The sequence below is a fragment of the Listeria immobilis genome (assembly GCF_014322845.1).
Lineage (GTDB): Bacteria > Bacillota > Bacilli > Lactobacillales > Listeriaceae > Listeria > Listeria immobilis.
Genome location: NZ_JAASUA010000006.1, coordinates 113,666 through 130,718 on the forward strand (window position 1 = coordinate 113,666; position 17,053 = coordinate 130,718).

Genomic DNA, 17,053 nt, shown 5'->3' on the forward strand with positions numbered 1-17,053 from the left:
ATGAAAAAAATTATTATCGGAATTATGATGCTTGCCGTAATTATTACTGGTTTTGGTGTGATATTCCTTCATTTCGAACCAACTAAAAAGAATGCAACTCTAAATACAGCAACTGCTGAGACAAAGAAAAAAGAAACAGCTACTAAAGAGACAACATCTACATCAGAAATAGCTATACCAACACTTTTTGTTCACGGCTATTCAGGTACAGAAAACTCACTTGGAGGGATGATTAATCGCTTTGCAAGTAATGGTGATGTGACAAAATCACTAGTTATGACAGTAGCAACTGATGGTGAGATTTCGACAACAGGTACTTATGATAAATTTAGCCACAACCCTACCATTCAAGTTATTTTTGAAAATAATAAAAGTTCGATGGTTAATCAAACACTATGGATAGAAAGCGTTATGAAAGAACTGAAACATAATTATCACATTGAAAAAGTTAATGCGCTTGGTCATTCCATGGGAGGTGTGAGTTTAACTAACTATATTGAAAAAACAGGGAATGATACAGCTTATCCGGTTATTGAAAAGCTTATTTTGATAGGTGCGCCGCTAAATGGGCTAGTCATTGGTGATAATGGTATTACAGCTTATGACTTAACAGAAGATGGACCAAAGCAATCTTCTGAACGCTATAGCAATTTTATCAAGAATAAACAAAATATCCCTACTCAGTTAAATGTTTTAAATATTGCCGGTGATACACTGGATGGGACTAAAAGCGATGGTAGTGTTTCGGTTGCAAGTGCTCTTTCTGGTAAATTTATCTTTGAAAACCAAGTAGCCAGTTATGAAGAGAAAGTTTTTACTGGAAAAAATGCTGCTCATAGTAAACTCCACGAAAATAACGATGTTGATACAATGGTAGCAGAATTTCTTTGGAAAACAGAAAAAGTAGATTAAGCACTGGCTTAATCTACTTTTTTCTTACGCCCAAATATCGTACGTTTTTCTTTGTCCTCTGCATTTCTCACATCTAGAATATCTAATAAAAATACAAATACTGGTATCCCTACAATTAATCCCCATACGCCAAAAAATGTTTCAGAAAAAATTAATACGATAAACGTATAAAAGACGGGCAAATTGGTTTTGGAAGACATTAGTTTTGGATTTAAAATATACGTTTCCACTGCATGAACAATCACAACTGTAATTAAAATATAGAAAACATCTTGAAATCCACCAACAGAATATGCAATAAGAACGAGTGGTATACAAGAAATAATAACTCCAGCTACTGGAATTAATCCAAGAACAAACACCATTATAGAAAGACTTAATAATTGCGGAAAATCCATTAAATATAACGCAATAGTTGTAATAACTGTATTTACAAGTGCAATCATTAATTGTGCCTCTAGTACCACTCCAAAAGTGGAAACAAATTTCTTCCCAAAAAATGCTGCTTCTTTAAAAATAAAGCCAATCTTACTTGATAAAAATTGTCCAGTAAAAGAAGCGACACGTTCTTTTTCAAGTGAGAAAAATAAACTTAGTATTAGTGCTAAAAAGAAAGATAATCCAATTGATCCTATCCCTGAAAGCGAAGCGATGATAAAATCAACGCCAGTTTGTAAGTATTTTTGAATATTAGATTCTTTTAAAAATCCAATTATCCAATTCACTACCGCATTATCACTTGGATTATTATAAATTTTCACTAACGAATCCACTAATTGAGAAATTTGATCAATTAATATTGGTAAAAAATGAACGATTGCTATATACAAAAATATTGCAACTAATGTGTATAAGACAATCACGATTAGCTTTCTTGGTATTCGCACTCTTTTTAAAATCACATTTTCAAGTCGAGTAACTAAAAATGCAAAAATAAAGGTTAACAAAATTAAATCAATCATACTTCTTAGTAAGTAGAGTACAATTCCAAGCAAAACAAACACAAATACCCGTTTTGCTGTGTTATTCGCTTTAAGTCTTTCTAACCAATTCATCTTCTCACCAGCCCTTTTCTTTCTCTATTCTATCATAATTCAAAAAATAAGGTTTACAAAAACTTTATTCCTATGTAAAATAGAACCAATCATCCTACCTTTAAAGGAGTGAATATTATGGTAGAAAAACTAGCACGCAAATCGCTAGCTGAACAAGCTTATGAACAAATAAAAAGTGAAATCACTAGTGGTACTTGGAAAATTGGTGAACGTATTCCTAAAGAAGCTGATTTAATGACTCAATTTGGTATTAGTCGAAATACACTTCGAGAGGCTATTCGCGCGCTTGCACATATTGGACTACTTGAAACGAAACAAGGCGATGGTACTTTTGTTAGAAATGATAGTGAACTTAAAGCGATTATGCAAAAACGTGTTCGGGAATCCTCTGTTCAGGAAATACTGGAAATTAGACATGCGCTTGACCGGGAAGCGGTTATTTTAGCCTGTTCACGCCGCACAGAGCAAGATTTACAATCATTAAACCACTATCGCGAACTTTGTATAGAAGCTAGTAACAAAAAAGATATTTCTATGTTTATAAAAGCAGATACAGCCTTGCACTTAGCTGTTGTAAAGGCGGCTCATAATCAATTATTGCTTGATATGTATGCAAATATTTTAGAAGAAATCCAGTTTTCCATTACAAGTACAACAGATATTAATCCAAGCGAAAATAAGCATCATGGTCACACGGCACTTATATCTGCCATAAAAGAACAAAACAAAGAACGAGCAGCCTATGAAGTAACGGAATACATCACCTACTTCCAACAAGTTGCTATACAGAATGGAGAAAAATAATGAATGTTGATTTAACAGAAGACAAAATCCTTACTCGATCAAGTAAGGTAATGCTTATTATCGGTATTATTTTAATTGCTGCAAATTTACGAACACCTATTACTTCAGTTGGTCCACTGATGGGGCTAATACAATCTGATTTACATTTAACTAACACTATGGCAGGTTTGCTTACGACTATCCCGCTACTTGCATTTGCCGGGTTATCACCATTTGTCTCTAAACTAAGTCGCTCCCTAGGAATTGAGGTGCTTCTTTTCATTGCACTTTTAACACTTGTTATTGGTAGTTTTCTTCGTCCGTTTGGTGGCACCGGAAACTTATTTATAGGTACTTTTCTCATAGGGCTAGCTATCGCAGTTGGAAATGTACTTTTACCTAGTTTAATAAAAAAAGAGTTTCCATTTAAATTAGGATTAATGACAGGGGTTTACTCTATTTCAATGAATTTGTGCTCGGCAATTGCTGCTGGATTAACAGTTCCGATTGCAATGAATAATCCCTATAATTGGCGAGGAAGTATGATTTTTTGGGCATTACTGGGAGTTTTAGCGTTTGTTTTTTGGTTACCTCAATTAAAATTCAACCAAAAAAACACTGTTAAAATAGCTTCTCACTTAGCAACAGCTTCTGTATGGAAATCTCCACTAGCTTGGAAAATTTCTTTATTTATGGGTTCACAATCAGCCATTTATTATATTTCGATTGCGTGGTTACCAAATATTTTAGCAGAGCAAGGTTTATCAAATACGTCCAGTGGATTAATGTTGTCGCTTATGCAATTTGCTGTAATGCCTGTGACTTTTATTATTCCGATTATTGCTGGTCGAATGAAAAATCAGCAGTTACTTGTTGGTATTTCCATCTCATTATTTCTATTAGGGATTTTCGGGATTATGTTTGCAAATGGGAATCTAATTATTTTGTCACTAGTTATTATTTTATATGGAATTGGTTCGGGGATGGCTTTTAGTCTTTCGATGATGTTCTTTAATTTGCGAACAGCAAGCGCTGCCGAATCAGCAGATTTATCAGGAATGGCACAATCTATTGGTTATTTATTTGCCGCTTCTGGTCCAATACTTTTTGGGACACTGCATGATATTCTTGGCAGTTGGCAACCAACCTTATATGTTCTAATTGGTATTTCCCTATTAATGCTTTATTGTGGTCTAGATGCTGGCCGAAATAAATTTTTATTTGCGCACAAAAATTAAAATTGCACATAAAAAAACTAGTGCGGAAAAAGGGAGTAAACCGCACTAGCAAAAAGGGAGTTTGGGATTTTCATTCTAAAAAGGGAAAGAAATGAAAATGTTTTGCTTGTTGTTAGCTTATACATATAATAACTTTTCTAAAAAAGAATGCGCTGAAAGGCAAATGATAATTTCATGAGATTTCAACAAAGTTTTTCTCAGTTTTTTTTTCGTAGTTTTTCAAGTTTTTCAGCAATACGTTTTTTCATATCGGCTGTTTCTTGGGGTTGTGTGATTATTTCATTAGTTTCTGAAATAATCACTACATCCCCTTCTTTAATAGTTGGAGCTAATTTATTTTTTTCGACCAACCATTCTGTATTATTTGGTTCTAGTAAAAAAACTGCTTTTCCATCCTCTATTCTGTCCAAAATCGCTTTTTTCAAACTAATCACCTACTTTGTCACAGCAATGCCTTGTTCTTTTATCTGTCTCACTATTCCATCGCCAATGCCGTTAATTTTTTTTAAATCATCCAATGTTTGATATGGCCGCTCTGCGATGATTTTATCCGCAAGCGCCGGTCCGATTAGTGGCAGTAGTTCCAATTCTTCTTCTGAGGCAGTATTAATATTAATTTTTTCTGGTAATTCTTCTGAAGTGGCATCTTCTGTTTTTTGTGTTCCTTCTTCATTATTGTAGCTACTTCCTGGTTTTGGTGTTCCATTTTTTTCCGTTTGAACATGGATTTTTTCGCCGTCTGTTTCAATGGTTACAGTCCCATTTACATCGGTTCCGTAAGTAGCGATTTTTCGATCTTTTAGCCATTCTAATACTTCTACATGTGGGTGACCGTAGCTGTTTGCAAGTTCAGCGGAATAAACTGCTACTTGTGGTTTAATTTCATCTAAGAAGTAGGGTTGATTCGATGTAGAAGAACCATGGTGACCTAAATCAAGAATGTCTGCTTTCAAATCCTCATCGCTTTCAACCATTTCTTTTTCACGCCCTTTTTCCGCATCACCAGTAAAAATGGCTGAAATATCTTTATAAGAAATTTTTACTGCAATAGAATCGTTATTAGCATCATTTTCTAACTTATCTGGGCTAAGAACGGTTAAGTTAAATGGTCCAAAAGTTGCTGTTTCACCCCGCCTTGGTTCTTTATAAGTGGCATCAGAAGCAAGGGCTGCATCAATCACTCTTTCATATATACTACTCGAAAAAGCTAGCCCATCCATCCAAATCTCTTTTGGTTTATATGTAGCAATTATTTTATCCGCATTTCCAATATGATCGGCATGCGGGTGTGTTAATAGCAACAAATCTATCTTTTTCACATTGGCTTCTTTCAAATAGGTCAATATTCGATCATCATCTTGTCTACCTGTATCAATTAGGATGGTCGTCCCATCTTCTGCTTGAATAAGAGTGCTATCACCCTGTCCAACATCAAAAAATTGGAATTCAGCTCCTGTTAATGACTTCTCTGTTACATTAGATGTTTTTTCTGGCTGTGTTGAAAAACTACAACCGCTTAGAAATAAAGCGATTAAACTCATACATATTACTAATTTCTTTGTCATGCTATTCCTCCTGCTCTCTTAGTAGAATAGCAAAACCCCGTAAAACAGTAAAGGCTTTTTAAAATAAAAACCGCATGCAATCAACTTGATTACATACGGCTATTTATGTGGCAGTCATTTCACTTTTTCTTTAAAGGAAAATGATACTTCTTCGGTTTTTGGTTCATAGTCGATTTTCCAATCATGATCTTTAAAATACCAATAATCATGATCTTCAATAAAGAAGGTTAAATCTTCTTTTTCTTCGGCCACTGCTGCTTCTTGCGGTTTTTCAGCGGTTAAACCAATAGAGAAACCAGGGTGCAAGGAACTATTGGAACCACCATATTTCGCAAAAAGTCGGATTCCATTACCATCTGAAACATCAAACTCATCATGAAACCATTTATTTGCTTGGTCCGTTACCTCGATATTCATACGCTCACTCCTCGTTCCAAATTATTTGTACAGAATTTCCACTTTATGTTACTAAAGAATAGCAGATTTTTCGTCTGATTTCACTTTTTCTGCTTTTTGTTATGAAGTTTATATACCTCTTTCTGCTATTATCTAAACCAAATTGTATTAAAACAACTTAAAAATGATAACATTGTACTACAACAGATAAAATAAAAAAACTGTGCGGAAATAAAATTCCCGCACAATCTTCACTTTTTTATTCTAATGGTGCTTTACCTAAGAATGCTTTAAACATCCAAATATGTTTATCGATACTTGCCTTAAAGGAAATCAACATATCATTTGTGACATTATCGCCTTCTTTGTCAGTCAGCTCAATACCTTGTTGATATTCATCTCTAAGTAATTCTAATGTCCCAACTAAATCTTCCATTAATTGATCCATTGTTTTTGGTTTTGTATAAGGAGCTTCTTCTACACTTGCATTTTCTAAAAACTCTTTCAAAGTAGAGAATGGACTGCCACCGATTGCAATTAAGCGTTCTGCTACTTCATCCATTTGCTCTCCGAATTCGCTATATAAGTCATCCATTTTTTCATGTAACGTAAAGAAATTATGACCTCGCATATACCAATGGATTTGATGGATTTTTACTGTAAATACATTTAAATTTGCTACCTGATGATTCAAAAATTCCTTTGTGTCTACTGAGTTAATTGTTTTCATAATAATTCCTCCTTATTTATAATCGTTATTACTTAATAATTATTATAAACTACTTTCTTTCCCATGTCTAGTGTGGAAACCATCACAAAGTATTTACCACTGCTAAAAATTATTAAACATTTTATCAGCCTTCTACTACACTTTTATGATAAAATAAAAACTAGACTTAATCAATTAGGAGGCATATAGAATGGATTATTCACACCGTTTTCAAGTGAATTTAGCTGGTATGATTGATATACTCTCTAATCACTTATATGATGAAAAAGATGTATATATTCGCGAAATATTGCAAAATGCAACAGATGCAATTAGAGCCAGAAAAAAGATAGAACCCGAATTAGAAGGTCAAATACATGTTTCTTTATCTGGTAAGACAGACGAAAAAACATTAATTGTAGAAGATAATGGTATTGGTTTAACGGAAGAAGAGGTGCATGCATTCCTTGCGACTATCGCTAATTCTTCTAAAGGCGAAAAAAAGTTTGAAGGTCAAAGCGCTAATGATTTTATTGGTCGCTTTGGGATTGGCTTACTTTCTTGTTTTATTGTAAGTGATGAAATTGTGATGATTTCTACTTCGAAAAAAAATAACGAAACAACAGAATGGCGCGGAAAATCCGATGGAACCTACTCTGTTCGTAAATTAGATACAGAATCGCGCGAACCTGGAACACAAGTATTTTTACGCCTTAGAGCTGATTTAGAGGAACATCCAGAATGCGAAGAAACTCCGTATTTAATTAATACACTTCGAAAATATGGTTCCTCTTTAGAAAGTACAATATTAATAGAAAAAAATGGTTTTGAAGAAAGTATCAATGGATGGACTAAACAATTTGCTAATAAAGAGACGTTACATCAACTTCCGCGAGAACAAATTATTCGTTACGGAGAGCATATCCTTGGAACCCGTTTTAATGATTATTTTTTAATTGAAAATGAGTCTGGTCGGACTTTTGGTATTGCATATATGATTCCTTATACTGTTCAAATGAATGCTGTTCGCAAACAAACTGTATTTTTGAATAATATGTTTGTTACAAGTGAAGCAAACAATGTCTTACCTGATTGGGCATTCTTTGCTGAATGTGTACTCTGGACGGATGAACTTCAACCTGTGGCTTCTAGGGAGTCGTTTTATAAAAATGAACGGTTAACTGATGTAGCAACAGAACTTGGTGTAGCACTTAAAAAAGGTATTGAAACATTACCAGAAAAAGCACTAACGAAATTACTAAATACGCATTATCTAGGTTTTAAAGCACTTGCGAGTGAAGATATCCCATTTTTAACACTGATTTATCCTTATTTAACTTTTAAAACGTTAAATGGGGAGGAAAAGCTAGCAGATATTTTGAAAACTGAAACTACCATTTATTATACTTTTTCAGTAGATGATTTCAGACAAATGTCCGATATTGCTCGTTCAAGCGGATTGACCTTAATAAATGGTGGCTACTCTTATGATACACCTATTTTAGGAACGTTGAATCATTTGCTCGAACAAACAAATTTTGTTTTAATTCAACCAGAAGAATTGACAGATAAGCTCTTACCAATGACGCTTGAAGAAGAGTCTGCTTATCAATTAATTTTGAAAGAATTAAACCAAATGATGATGGAATTTGATGCAGATGTCGCTATTAAACATTTTGAACCCAATAACTTACCAATTATTTTTATTCATTCAGCTGCTACACAAGCATCTCGCGAAATGGAACGAGCTGCGGAAGAGACAAGTTCTGTTTTTAGTGATATTTTAGAGAGCATTCAAAAAGAACAGACTCCTGCCCCACTTGCGCATCTGTATTTAAACCTAGACAATGAATTAATTAAACGACTTTTTACATCTGGTAAATCTATTGATGAACTAAGTGTTATTGTAAATGTACTCTACATTCAATCATTGCTACTTGGACATTATCCACTTAAACGAAAAGAAATGGAATTAATGAATCAAAATCTAATACGCATTTTAGAATTACTTTAGGAGGGAAATATATGAGTTATTTAGAAGATTTAGAAATGGCATGGCAAATGGAAGATGATGCAGAAAAGATTAAAGTATTAGAAAGAGCCATTGCAAGCGCAGATATGTATAATGATGTGGATAATGCAATTGAAGCACGCGAAATGCTCATTGATACTTGTTTAACTGCTGGTTTCCCAAAAAAACAACTACAAGCTTTTAGTTGGTTAGTAAAGAAATGGGAGGATGACGAATCAATTATTGATCTTTATTCCTTATTTTGGAAATACAAATGGATTAGTGAACATGTTCCAACATTTGACGAGATTTCTAAAGAACAAGTAGATAATCTTTTATTGGATATGAAAACCAAATTTGAACAGCAAAATTATTCGCTTCGTCCATACTATAAAGTTACAACGCTTGCAGCCATGCGGATGGGTGATACAAAAAAAGCAAAACAATACTTTGAAAAGTGGCATTCAACCAAAGCTGATTATTTAAATGATTGCCCTGCTTGCGAAACAAATGATCAAGTAGACTATTATTGTTTTACTCAGGATTACGAAACAGCAAAAAAAGTAGCTAAATCAATTATTAAAGGTAAACAAGGCTGCGCAGAAGTTCCACATTTGACTTACGGTAATATGGCTCTTGCTTATTTAGAGTTAGGTGATACTAAAATGGCGCAGGAATGTTTTGATAAAGGATATCCGCTTGTAAAAAACAAAAGCGCATTAGTTCCACCACTTGCGAACTTACTTCAATATTTAGTTCGCTCGAAGCAACTTGAAAAAGCACGAGAAGTATTTGATACAAATAAAGAAACAGCCCTTCAATCAGAGAGTGGCTTAGATCGGCTTTTATTTCTTCAAGCCGCATATCCCCTATTTGATGCAGAAAAAGAAGCGGAATTAGTAGAGCAAACGGAGGCACTTACAGCTAAATTTGACGCTCGGAATGAAAATAATTATTATAGTAATCGTCTAAAATAAGTTTTTAATACATGATCAGTCAAATCCGATTTTTACGGCTTTACTGATCATGTTTTTCGATTGCGCTTATGACTTTTTTTAGGATAATACAGGAAGGAGTTGAAAAAGATGAGCATTTGGATTGATAATGGAAATCCAGGCGTATTAGAGCAAGCAATTCGTACAAAAGAAGCGGAATTAGGTGTCACCTTACCTACCGAATATCGCGAATTAATCCTAAAGCAAAACGGCGGACTTATTAGAAAAAATCATTTTAAAACAAGTGAGCCTACTTCTTATGGGCTTGATTATGGAGAAATATATTATTTGGCTAGTTTAGATGAATTACTACTATCTATTCCGGAACAAAATGATGTGGAGCTAGCTGGTAAACAAATCTTTTTCCATCAAGATGAAGCTCGCTATATTGGTTTTTCTTACACAGATGACCTTCAGAACCCAAGTATTATCTATGTAGACTTTGAAACTTTACAAACGCTTGTGATTGCAGAAAATATGGCTGATTTTTTAACCCAGTTATATTTTAGTCCCTTTCCAATTGATATGGCAGAACATTTTTCACGTTTCAAATTAGATCAAATTCTTGCCTCATGTGATGTGCAAAAAACGCAGCAGTTAATGGAAAGTTTAGAAGATTATCCAGATAAAAACTGGTATCTACAAACTTTAATCACTATTTTACAAAAACAAGCGATTCCTTATAATATCCTTGCTTACCGTTTATTTGAAAATCAATTGCTTTATTTTCGGCGCAAATTAGCTCCTGATTTAGTAGTAACTGTTTTTTCATTACTTTCCAAGAGTAAAGGAATCGATTTAGACGAATTAGATTTATTAAAAAAGGAATGGAATGATTAATAAAGGAGGAAATTTTTTGATAAAAGTAGTATTTGTATGTTTAGGGAATATTTGTCGTTCTCCTATGGCGGAAGGACTTTTCAGAGCTGAGGTAGAGAAAGCTGGACTGAGCAACCAAATTGCAATTGATTCTGCTGCAACTGGTACTTGGAATTTAGGCAAACCACCACACCGAGGAACAAAAGAAATTTTGAAAAAACATCATGTCGATTATCAATTTATGAAAGCAAGAAAAATTTCTGCTACCGATTTTGCCGAGGCTGACTTTATTATTGGCATGGACCAACAAAATATAAGTGATTTAAAAGCACTTGCAAACAACTCAAAAGCAACAATTCGCTCACTAATGTCCTTTGTTTTAGGGGAAGAAGAGAAAGAAATTCCAGATCCTTATTATACTGGTGATTTTAAGGAAACTGAACAAATGGTCACTGCAGGCGTAAAAGCACTACTTGAATACATTACTAAACAACTGGACTAATTTTTTAAGTTACTATGTTTAAAGAATGGCCTTGCGGGAAAAGATAACCGTACAATCAAATGTTATTTCGGAAGAGGTTTTTTAAATGTTAGGCCTTATTTGGGGAATTATTGTTATTTTGGTAGTTGTATGGTTAATTGGAATTATTTTCCATATTGCGGGTGGATTGATTAACATCCTGCTCGTTATTGTTTTAATACTTGTTATTTGGAATTTAATTCAAATGGCTAGAAACAACCGTAAATAAAGAAAGAGAGCGGACTCGTTATTTAAAACAGCGAGTCCGCTCTCTTTTTATTTTTGGCTTAAATGTTGTTTTTCTAAGAACGCTTTTAAATCTAGCCGGTTTTTCTGACCTAATCCACGTGCCATTTGTTCAGACCAACTTTCAACACGCTTTCCTGATGTTCTTTCATTATAATACTGTTTTATTTTTTCATCATAGCTTGCCAAAATAGCAGGATCCATTTTTTGATACGTATTTTGATGATAAATCAATTCTTGTGGTAATCGTGGTTTAGCCTTTTCCTGATTTGCCACTGGATAGCCCACTGTTAGCCCAAATAATGGCATCGTATATGGTGGCAAATCGAGTAGTTCCGCCATTTTTTTAACATCATTTCTAATTCCACCAATATAACAAATACCTAGACCAAGCGATTCAGCAGCAATTGCCATATTTTGAGCTGCGAGCGCCGCATCAATGATAGCTACCAACGATTTTTCCGATGTAGATAAAGCTTCTATATCGACTTCTTCTCTTTCCAAAATCGCTTGATGCCTTGCTAAATCAGCTACAAAAATAAATAATTGACCTGTTTGAACCGTATAGGCTTGATTTCCAGCAATTGCCGAAATTTTTTCACGAATTTGTTTATCAGATATACCGATAATTGAATAGGCTTGAACAAAACTAGAAGTGGAAGCAGCTTGTGCACTTTTAATTAGTACCGTCAATTCTTCTTCCGTAAGTGCTTTATCTGCAAATTTCCGAACAGAATAATGTCCAAGAATTGTATCAATTGTTTTATTCACCTTAACTCCCCCTTTAATCTTGAAAAATCTTTCTATCATAATTAGGTTCTTGTAGAAGTGCGCCAAAATTTTGCTGGCGAAGTGCTTCATAAGCTAAAACTGCTGCTGTATTGGATAAATTTAATGATCGGATATGGTCTGTCATTGGAATTCGCAAACAATTTTCTTCATTTTCTTGTAAAAGGGCATCCGGTAAGCCAGTTGTTTCTTTACCAAAAATAAAAAAATAATCTTTCGTTGTATCACTATAGTCAATATCACTATAAACATGTCGACCAAATTTAGTAATATAGTAAAATTCTCCACCTTGATTTTTTTCAAAAAAGTCATCAAGAGAGTCATAATACGTAAGTTTGACATTATCCCAATAATCAAGCCCCGCACGTTTTAGCATTTTATCATCTGTTGAAAAGCCAAGTGGCCGAATTAAATGTAAAAAAGTATCTGTTCCAGCACAAGTTCTGGAGATATTTCCGGTATTTGCGGGGATTTCTGGTTGATAAAGTACGATATGGTTTGGCATTTCTTTTCACCTGGTTTCTATTAATTTGGTATAGCTGTTAATTCTTGAAGTACTTGTTCATCTTGTTCGATTTGGAGAGCTGCTTCGATGGCTTTTTCTGCCTCATCTCCGCCAATTTTGCGTAATGCCCAGCCTGCAGTTCCTCGGATAACTGGTCGCGGATCATTTTGCAAACAATTTATTAACTCTGGAACAGCCGTTTTATCTTTATAACGTGCTAAAATAATAATCGCATTGCGCTGAATAGGCTTTTTACCACGCCACGAGCCTGCCATCTCACCGAATTGTTCTTTAAATGCTCGGTTAGATATTGTAAGAAGCGGCTTTAATTCAGGTCGAACGAGTTCTGGTACAGGCTCCATTTCTGGATGAAAATGGAAATCATGACCGCGATTATATGGACAGACTACTTGGCAAGTATCACAACCATACAAACGATTATGCAACACTTCGCGATATTTTTCATCTAAGAAGTCTTTTGTTTGTGTAAGGTAGCTTAAACATATTTTAGGGTTCATTTTTCCCTCGCCAAGAAGAGACCCCGTCGGACAAGCTTTCACACATTGATTACAAGTCGCGCAAAGGTCACTTGCAGGTTGATCTGGTTCAAAAGGAATATTGGTTATCATTTCACCTAAATAGACCCACGAGCCATATTCTGGGGTTATTAATAGCGTATTTTTCCCACGCCAACCAATTCCTGCTCGTTCCGCAACTGCTACATCAGAAAGTTCTCCTGTATCAACCATTGATTTCATTCGAACTTCTGATAGTCGCTCCGCTAAAAAAGCTTCTAATAAAGCTAATTTTTCTCGTAAAATGGTATGATAATCTATCCCCCATGAAGCTCTTGCAAATACACCACGTCTTCCTGATTTTTTACTTATTGGCGTTTCTTTTAATTTAGAAGGATACGCTAGAGCAATTGCAATAATAGATTGTGGTTCTTTGAAAATAAGTTCTGGATATACACGTTCATCAAGGTTGGGATGCTCAAATCCAGTAAATAAATCTAATGCTTCTGCCTTTAGTAATCGTTCTTTTAAAAATAAAAATGGGTCAGCTGTTGTGAAGCCGATTTTTTGAATACCAATTTCATGTGCATAGGCAATTAATTCGTTTTTTAGATTAGCGTAATTTGACTTAGTATCCAAGCTTCAAGCCCCCTCTCATTATTTTCAGACAATAAAATAAACGCAATGCTTCGCTTAAAAAGGTCGAAACACTGCGTTGATAACAGGATTTTTAAAATATAAAGCGGGTGATGGGAATCGAACCCACGACAACAGCTTGGAAGGCTGTAGTTTTACCACTAAACTACACCCGCATAGTAAGTAGTTCTTAGTGTTTTAACAACTTTTATATAATACCATTCTATGGGAGTTTTGACAAGACTTTTTCTAGAATTTCTTTAATTAAATTAAATAGCTATTTTATTTCTATATTTATTCACGTTTTTTTCATATTTCACCTCTAAAATAAGACGTATTATCTTATGGAGAGAAGGGAAAAATATGAGAAAGTGGATTAGAAACTTAGACTTTTATTTTGTCGGGATTATCATTATTGCTATCTTTTTTAATTTTTATGGTATTTGGAATGATGATACTGTAAATCCTTACTATACGGCAGCGGTGACTAGCATGGTACAAAACTTCCATAACTTTTTTTATGGTGCTTTTGATCCAGCAGGTTTTATCACAGTTGATAAGCCACCTGTTGCACTTTGGTTGCAGGCGATTAGTGCGTTGATTTTTGGAGTTCATGGTTGGAGTGTAATCTTGCCTCAAGCACTAGCTGGTGTTGGTTCTGTTATATTACTTTATATTTTAGTTAAGCCAAAATTTGGTGAATGGGCTGCACGGATTACAGCGCTAATTATGGCACTCACTCCTATCGCTGTTGCTGTTACGCGAACAAATAACATGGATGCTATTCTTGTTTTCATTTTATTACTAGCAACTTATTTTCTTTTTAAAGCGGTTTATCAAGCAAAATTTCTTTGGCTTTTGCTTGCCTTTTTGCTCATTGGTGTAGGTTTTAATGTTAAAATGCTTCAAGCCTTTATGGTCGTCCCCGCTTTTGTGTTATTTTACTTTATTACGGTTAAGTTAAGTTGGAAGAAAAAAGTTATTCAATTATTCGTAGCGCTAGTTTTGATGTTAGGTGTTTCGGTTTCGTGGGCAGTTATCGTTGACCAAACTGCTACTTCTGAAAGACCTTATGTTGGAAGCAGTCAAACAAACTCGGTATTAGAACTGGCCTTTGGGTACAATGGTGTAGAACGGCTTCTTGGTCAAGAAACTGGAATGGGAACTACCAATAATAGCTCAGAAGCGCCTCCATCTCAAAATAATATAGGTAGCTCGAATGAATCTATACAAGCTCCTCCAAATGATGGTATGGGCGGCGGAACTCCTCCGACTGGCGGTAACGGAATGGGTGGAAATGTTGGTGGCAATACTGGTTCTAAAATGACTGGTAGTACGGGGATGTTTGGAACAGGAACAGCTGGACCACTTCGCCTATTCCAAACTGCCTTAGGAGACCAGATAAGTTGGTTCTTACCACTTGCTCTTATTGGAATACTAGCAATATTTTTAGCCTATCGAAATGAAAATAAGCGATTCTATCCACTTAACTTGAAACAAAAAGAGATGATTTTCTGGGCGGCATGGTTGCTTCCAGTTGCAGGATTTTTCAGCATTGCAGGATTTTTCCATCACTATTACTTGATTATGTTAGCTCCACCAATAGCAGTACTTAGTGGAACTGGATTAGTTGCTTTATTCCAACTATATCGTGATAAAACAAACTGGCAGAAATTTCTACTTCCCCTATCAATCGTCTTCACTGGCGCATTGCAAGCATTTTTTATTTTTTCTTATTTACCTCTGCTAGCTATTGTTACTTGCCTTGCCGCTTTAAGTGTAGCCATAATTTTAAGCGGTATCCAACTGCACACAAAGTTAGCTGCAAAAATCACAGCCTTAGCATTAGCTATTTTACTTATAGCACCGTTTTATTGGTCACTAACGCCGATTATTTATGGTGGGAATAGTTCTTTACCAGAAGCTGGTCCTCAGTTAAAACAATCTAGTCATGGCGGGTTTGAAGATGCTTCTGTAGATGAGGGATTGATTAGTTATCTAGAAAAAAATAATAGTGGTGAAACCTATTTATTTGGAACAACAGATGCTACAACAGCTGGACCATATATTATCCAAACGAAAAAAGCAGTTATGGCTCTTGGTGGTTTTAATGGTACAGACCCAACTATTACCGTTAAAGAACTGAAAAAAATGATTAAAGATGGAGAAATTAAATATTTTTATCTTCCAACAAATAGTAAATCTTCTGACTCTGATGTGGTAAAATGGATAGAAGAAAATGGTACCGAAATCGCTAGTGATGAATGGAGCAGCTCTACTTCAACTAACGAAAGCACATCAGAGAATTCAGTTAGTGGTATGCCCGGTGCGAATGGCACTGGAAGCGGGACACTTTATCAATTGAAATAAGGATGTGTGTAGTATGAATAAAGATATTGATTTTTCTTGTATAGTTCCTGTTTTTAATGAAGAGGAAGTATTAGTAAAAACTTATCAAAGACTTACTAAAGTGATGCAGTCTCTCGAAGGAACATACGAAATTATTTTTGTAAATGATGGAAGTAAGGATTTAACAAGGAGTATCTTACAAAAATTAAGCAGTGAGGATAATTGCGTTAAGGCGCTTCACTTTTCAAGAAACTTTGGTCACCAAATCGCGATTACAGCAGGAGCAAATTATGCAAGTGGTAAAGCGGTGGTTGTTATTGATGCAGATCTACAAGACCCTCCAGAATTAATTATTCAAATGGTAGAAAAATGGAAGGAAGGTTACCAAGTGGTTTATGCCCAGCGTATCAAACGGAATGGGGAAACTTTCTTTAAAAAACAATCAGCTTCTCTTTTTTACCGTATTTTAAGTAAATTAACAGATATAAATATTCCTGTAGATACTGGTGATTTCCGTCTGATGGATGCGCAAGTTTGCCGAGAATTAGCCAGTCTACATGAAAAAAATCCTTTCGTTCGCGGTCAGGTAAGTTGGCTTGGATTTAAACAAACAGCGATTCATTATGAACGTGATGAACGCGCAGCCGGAGAAACAAAGTATCCTCTCAAAAAAATGATTAAACTTTCCATTGATGGAATTACATCTTTTTCTTATCGTCCTTTAAAACTGGCTAGTTATTTAGGTGTCATTACTGCTTTTATTGGATTTGTATATTCACTCATTGTTCTTTTTCAAAAATTCTTTACAAATACAACATTAACCGGTTGGACTTCTATTATCATTTTACAACTTGTATTTGGTGGTATCATTCTATTTATCCTTGGCTTAATTGGTGAATATATTGGTCGGATATATGATGAAGTAAAGGACCGTCCACTCTATATTATAGAAGAAGAAAATGGTTTTTCTAAATAATGATTGATAAAACTCCTGGCTTAATGCTAGGTTT

General features: G+C 34.8%; 18 protein-coding genes and 1 tRNA gene. 10 read left to right on the forward strand and 9 right to left on the reverse strand.

Features of this window, described 5'->3' with window-relative positions; all coding sequences use genetic code 11:
• Positions 1-912: an alpha/beta hydrolase gene (locus HCJ45_RS09390; protein WP_187124628.1), complete on the forward strand. Its 912-nt coding sequence runs from the start codon at positions 1-3 to the stop codon at positions 910-912.
• Positions 913-920: 8 nt separating this feature from the next.
• Here HCJ45_RS09390 and HCJ45_RS09395 read toward each other — a convergent pair whose 3' ends face one another.
• The gene (locus HCJ45_RS09395) at positions 921-1,967 is read right to left on the reverse strand and encodes an AI-2E family transporter (RefSeq protein WP_187124629.1); all 1,047 of its coding nucleotides are present in this window, start codon (positions 1,965-1,967) and stop codon (positions 921-923) included.
• Between the two features lie 117 nt (positions 1,968-2,084).
• Between HCJ45_RS09395 and HCJ45_RS09400 the strand changes: the two genes are divergently transcribed.
• Both HCJ45_RS09400 and HCJ45_RS09405 read left to right on the forward strand, forming a co-directional pair.
• Positions 2,085-2,771, forward strand: coding sequence for a FadR/GntR family transcriptional regulator (locus HCJ45_RS09400; RefSeq protein ID WP_185346434.1), 687 nt, complete (start codon positions 2,085-2,087; stop codon positions 2,769-2,771).
• Positions 2,771-3,988 (forward strand): CynX/NimT family MFS transporter, encoded by a 1,218-nt coding sequence (locus HCJ45_RS09405; protein ID WP_187124630.1) that lies wholly within the window; start codon positions 2,771-2,773, stop codon positions 3,986-3,988. Before HCJ45_RS09400 ends, HCJ45_RS09405 begins: the two co-directional genes overlap by 1 nt.
• A gap of 197 nt (positions 3,989-4,185) precedes the next feature.
• Here HCJ45_RS09405 and HCJ45_RS09410 read toward each other — a convergent pair whose 3' ends face one another.
• The 4 genes from HCJ45_RS09410 to fri all read right to left on the reverse strand — a co-directional run bounded on the left by HCJ45_RS09410 (position 4,186) and on the right by fri (position 6,679).
• Positions 4,186-4,413, reverse strand: coding sequence for a DUF3006 domain-containing protein (locus tag HCJ45_RS09410; protein ID WP_185346438.1), 228 nt, complete (start codon positions 4,411-4,413; stop codon positions 4,186-4,188).
• Between the two features lie 9 nt (positions 4,414-4,422).
• Entirely contained in the window at positions 4,423-5,553 is a 1,131-nt protein-coding gene (locus HCJ45_RS09415; protein ID WP_185346440.1) for an MBL fold metallo-hydrolase, read from the reverse strand.
• A 114-nt stretch (positions 5,554-5,667) separates the two neighbouring features.
• Entirely contained in the window at positions 5,668-5,970 is a 303-nt protein-coding gene (locus HCJ45_RS09420) for a HesB/YadR/YfhF family protein (RefSeq protein WP_185346442.1), read from the reverse strand.
• Between the two features lie 238 nt (positions 5,971-6,208).
• The gene (gene fri, locus HCJ45_RS09425) at positions 6,209-6,679 is read right to left on the reverse strand and encodes a non-heme iron-binding ferritin Fri (RefSeq protein WP_185346450.1); all 471 of its coding nucleotides are present in this window, start codon (positions 6,677-6,679) and stop codon (positions 6,209-6,211) included.
• 190 nt (positions 6,680-6,869) lie between these two features.
• Here fri and HCJ45_RS09430 point away from each other — a divergent pair, with 190 nt between their 5' ends.
• From HCJ45_RS09430 to HCJ45_RS09450, 5 genes are all read left to right on the forward strand, one after another.
• The gene (locus HCJ45_RS09430; protein WP_187124631.1) at positions 6,870-8,672 is read left to right on the forward strand and encodes an HSP90 family protein; all 1,803 of its coding nucleotides are present in this window, start codon (positions 6,870-6,872) and stop codon (positions 8,670-8,672) included.
• Positions 8,673-8,683: 11 nt separating this feature from the next.
• Positions 8,684-9,646: a hypothetical protein gene (locus HCJ45_RS09435; RefSeq protein ID WP_187124632.1), complete on the forward strand. Its 963-nt coding sequence runs from the start codon at positions 8,684-8,686 to the stop codon at positions 9,644-9,646.
• Between the two features lie 108 nt (positions 9,647-9,754).
• Entirely contained in the window at positions 9,755-10,504 is a 750-nt protein-coding gene (locus HCJ45_RS09440; RefSeq protein ID WP_187124633.1) for an SMI1/KNR4 family protein, read from the forward strand.
• A 16-nt stretch (positions 10,505-10,520) separates the two neighbouring features.
• Entirely contained in the window at positions 10,521-10,985 is a 465-nt protein-coding gene (locus tag HCJ45_RS09445; RefSeq protein WP_185380941.1) for a low molecular weight protein-tyrosine-phosphatase, read from the forward strand.
• 85 nt (positions 10,986-11,070) lie between these two features.
• The gene (locus HCJ45_RS09450; RefSeq protein ID WP_185346458.1) at positions 11,071-11,232 is read left to right on the forward strand and encodes a lmo0937 family membrane protein; all 162 of its coding nucleotides are present in this window, start codon (positions 11,071-11,073) and stop codon (positions 11,230-11,232) included.
• Positions 11,233-11,279: 47 nt separating this feature from the next.
• On the opposite strand, the gene nfsA is transcribed toward HCJ45_RS09450, so the two are convergent.
• The 4 genes from nfsA to HCJ45_RS09470 form a co-directional block, all read right to left on the reverse strand.
• Positions 11,280-12,020, reverse strand: a complete 741-nt coding sequence (nfsA, locus tag HCJ45_RS09455) for an oxygen-insensitive NADPH nitroreductase (RefSeq protein ID WP_187124634.1) — start codon at positions 12,018-12,020, stop codon at positions 11,280-11,282.
• Positions 12,021-12,033: 13 nt separating this feature from the next.
• A complete protein-coding gene (trmL, locus tag HCJ45_RS09460) occupies positions 12,034-12,543 on the reverse strand; it encodes a tRNA (uridine(34)/cytosine(34)/5-carboxymethylaminomethyluridine(34)-2'-O)-methyltransferase TrmL (protein ID WP_187124635.1) in 510 nt (169 codons plus the stop codon).
• A 20-nt stretch (positions 12,544-12,563) separates the two neighbouring features.
• Positions 12,564-13,697: a tRNA epoxyqueuosine(34) reductase QueG gene (gene queG / locus HCJ45_RS09465; RefSeq protein WP_187124636.1), complete on the reverse strand. Its 1,134-nt coding sequence runs from the start codon at positions 13,695-13,697 to the stop codon at positions 12,564-12,566.
• Positions 13,698-13,799: 102 nt separating this feature from the next.
• Positions 13,800-13,870, reverse strand: a tRNA-Gly gene (locus HCJ45_RS09470).
• A 187-nt stretch (positions 13,871-14,057) separates the two neighbouring features.
• On the opposite strand from HCJ45_RS09470, the gene HCJ45_RS09475 reads away from it, so the two are divergent.
• The gene (locus tag HCJ45_RS09475; RefSeq protein ID WP_187124637.1) at positions 14,058-16,064 is read left to right on the forward strand and encodes a glycosyltransferase family 39 protein; all 2,007 of its coding nucleotides are present in this window, start codon (positions 14,058-14,060) and stop codon (positions 16,062-16,064) included.
• Between the two features lie 13 nt (positions 16,065-16,077).
• Entirely contained in the window at positions 16,078-17,019 is a 942-nt protein-coding gene (gene gltA / locus HCJ45_RS09480) for a glycosyltransferase GltA (protein ID WP_187124638.1), read from the forward strand.
• Positions 17,020-17,053 lie beyond the last annotated feature (34 nt).

Coding starts and splice junctions, on each gene's coding strand:
- HCJ45_RS09420 (WP_185346442.1), bottom strand. CDS start 5,970: ATGAATATCGAGGTAACGGACCAAGCAAATAAATGGTTTCATGATGAG.
- HCJ45_RS09405 (WP_187124630.1), top strand. CDS start 2,771: ATGAATGTTGATTTAACAGAAGACAAAATCCTTACTCGATCAAGTAAG.
- HCJ45_RS09430 (WP_187124631.1), top strand. CDS start 6,870: ATGGATTATTCACACCGTTTTCAAGTGAATTTAGCTGGTATGATTGAT.
- HCJ45_RS09475 (WP_187124637.1), top strand. CDS start 14,058: ATGAGAAAGTGGATTAGAAACTTAGACTTTTATTTTGTCGGGATTATC.
- HCJ45_RS09390 (WP_187124628.1), top strand. CDS start 1: ATGAAAAAAATTATTATCGGAATTATGATGCTTGCCGTAATTATTACT.
- HCJ45_RS09435 (WP_187124632.1), top strand. CDS start 8,684: ATGAGTTATTTAGAAGATTTAGAAATGGCATGGCAAATGGAAGATGAT.
- fri (WP_185346450.1), bottom strand. CDS start 6,679: ATGAAAACAATTAACTCAGTAGACACAAAGGAATTTTTGAATCATCAG.
- gltA (WP_187124638.1), top strand. CDS start 16,078: ATGAATAAAGATATTGATTTTTCTTGTATAGTTCCTGTTTTTAATGAA.
- HCJ45_RS09400 (WP_185346434.1), top strand. CDS start 2,085: ATGGTAGAAAAACTAGCACGCAAATCGCTAGCTGAACAAGCTTATGAA.
- HCJ45_RS09415 (WP_185346440.1), bottom strand. CDS start 5,553: ATGACAAAGAAATTAGTAATATGTATGAGTTTAATCGCTTTATTTCTA.
- HCJ45_RS09450 (WP_185346458.1), top strand. CDS start 11,071: ATGTTAGGCCTTATTTGGGGAATTATTGTTATTTTGGTAGTTGTATGG.
- HCJ45_RS09440 (WP_187124633.1), top strand. CDS start 9,755: ATGAGCATTTGGATTGATAATGGAAATCCAGGCGTATTAGAGCAAGCA.
- HCJ45_RS09395 (WP_187124629.1), bottom strand. CDS start 1,967: ATGAATTGGTTAGAAAGACTTAAAGCGAATAACACAGCAAAACGGGTA.
- trmL (WP_187124635.1), bottom strand. CDS start 12,543: ATGCCAAACCATATCGTACTTTATCAACCAGAAATCCCCGCAAATACC.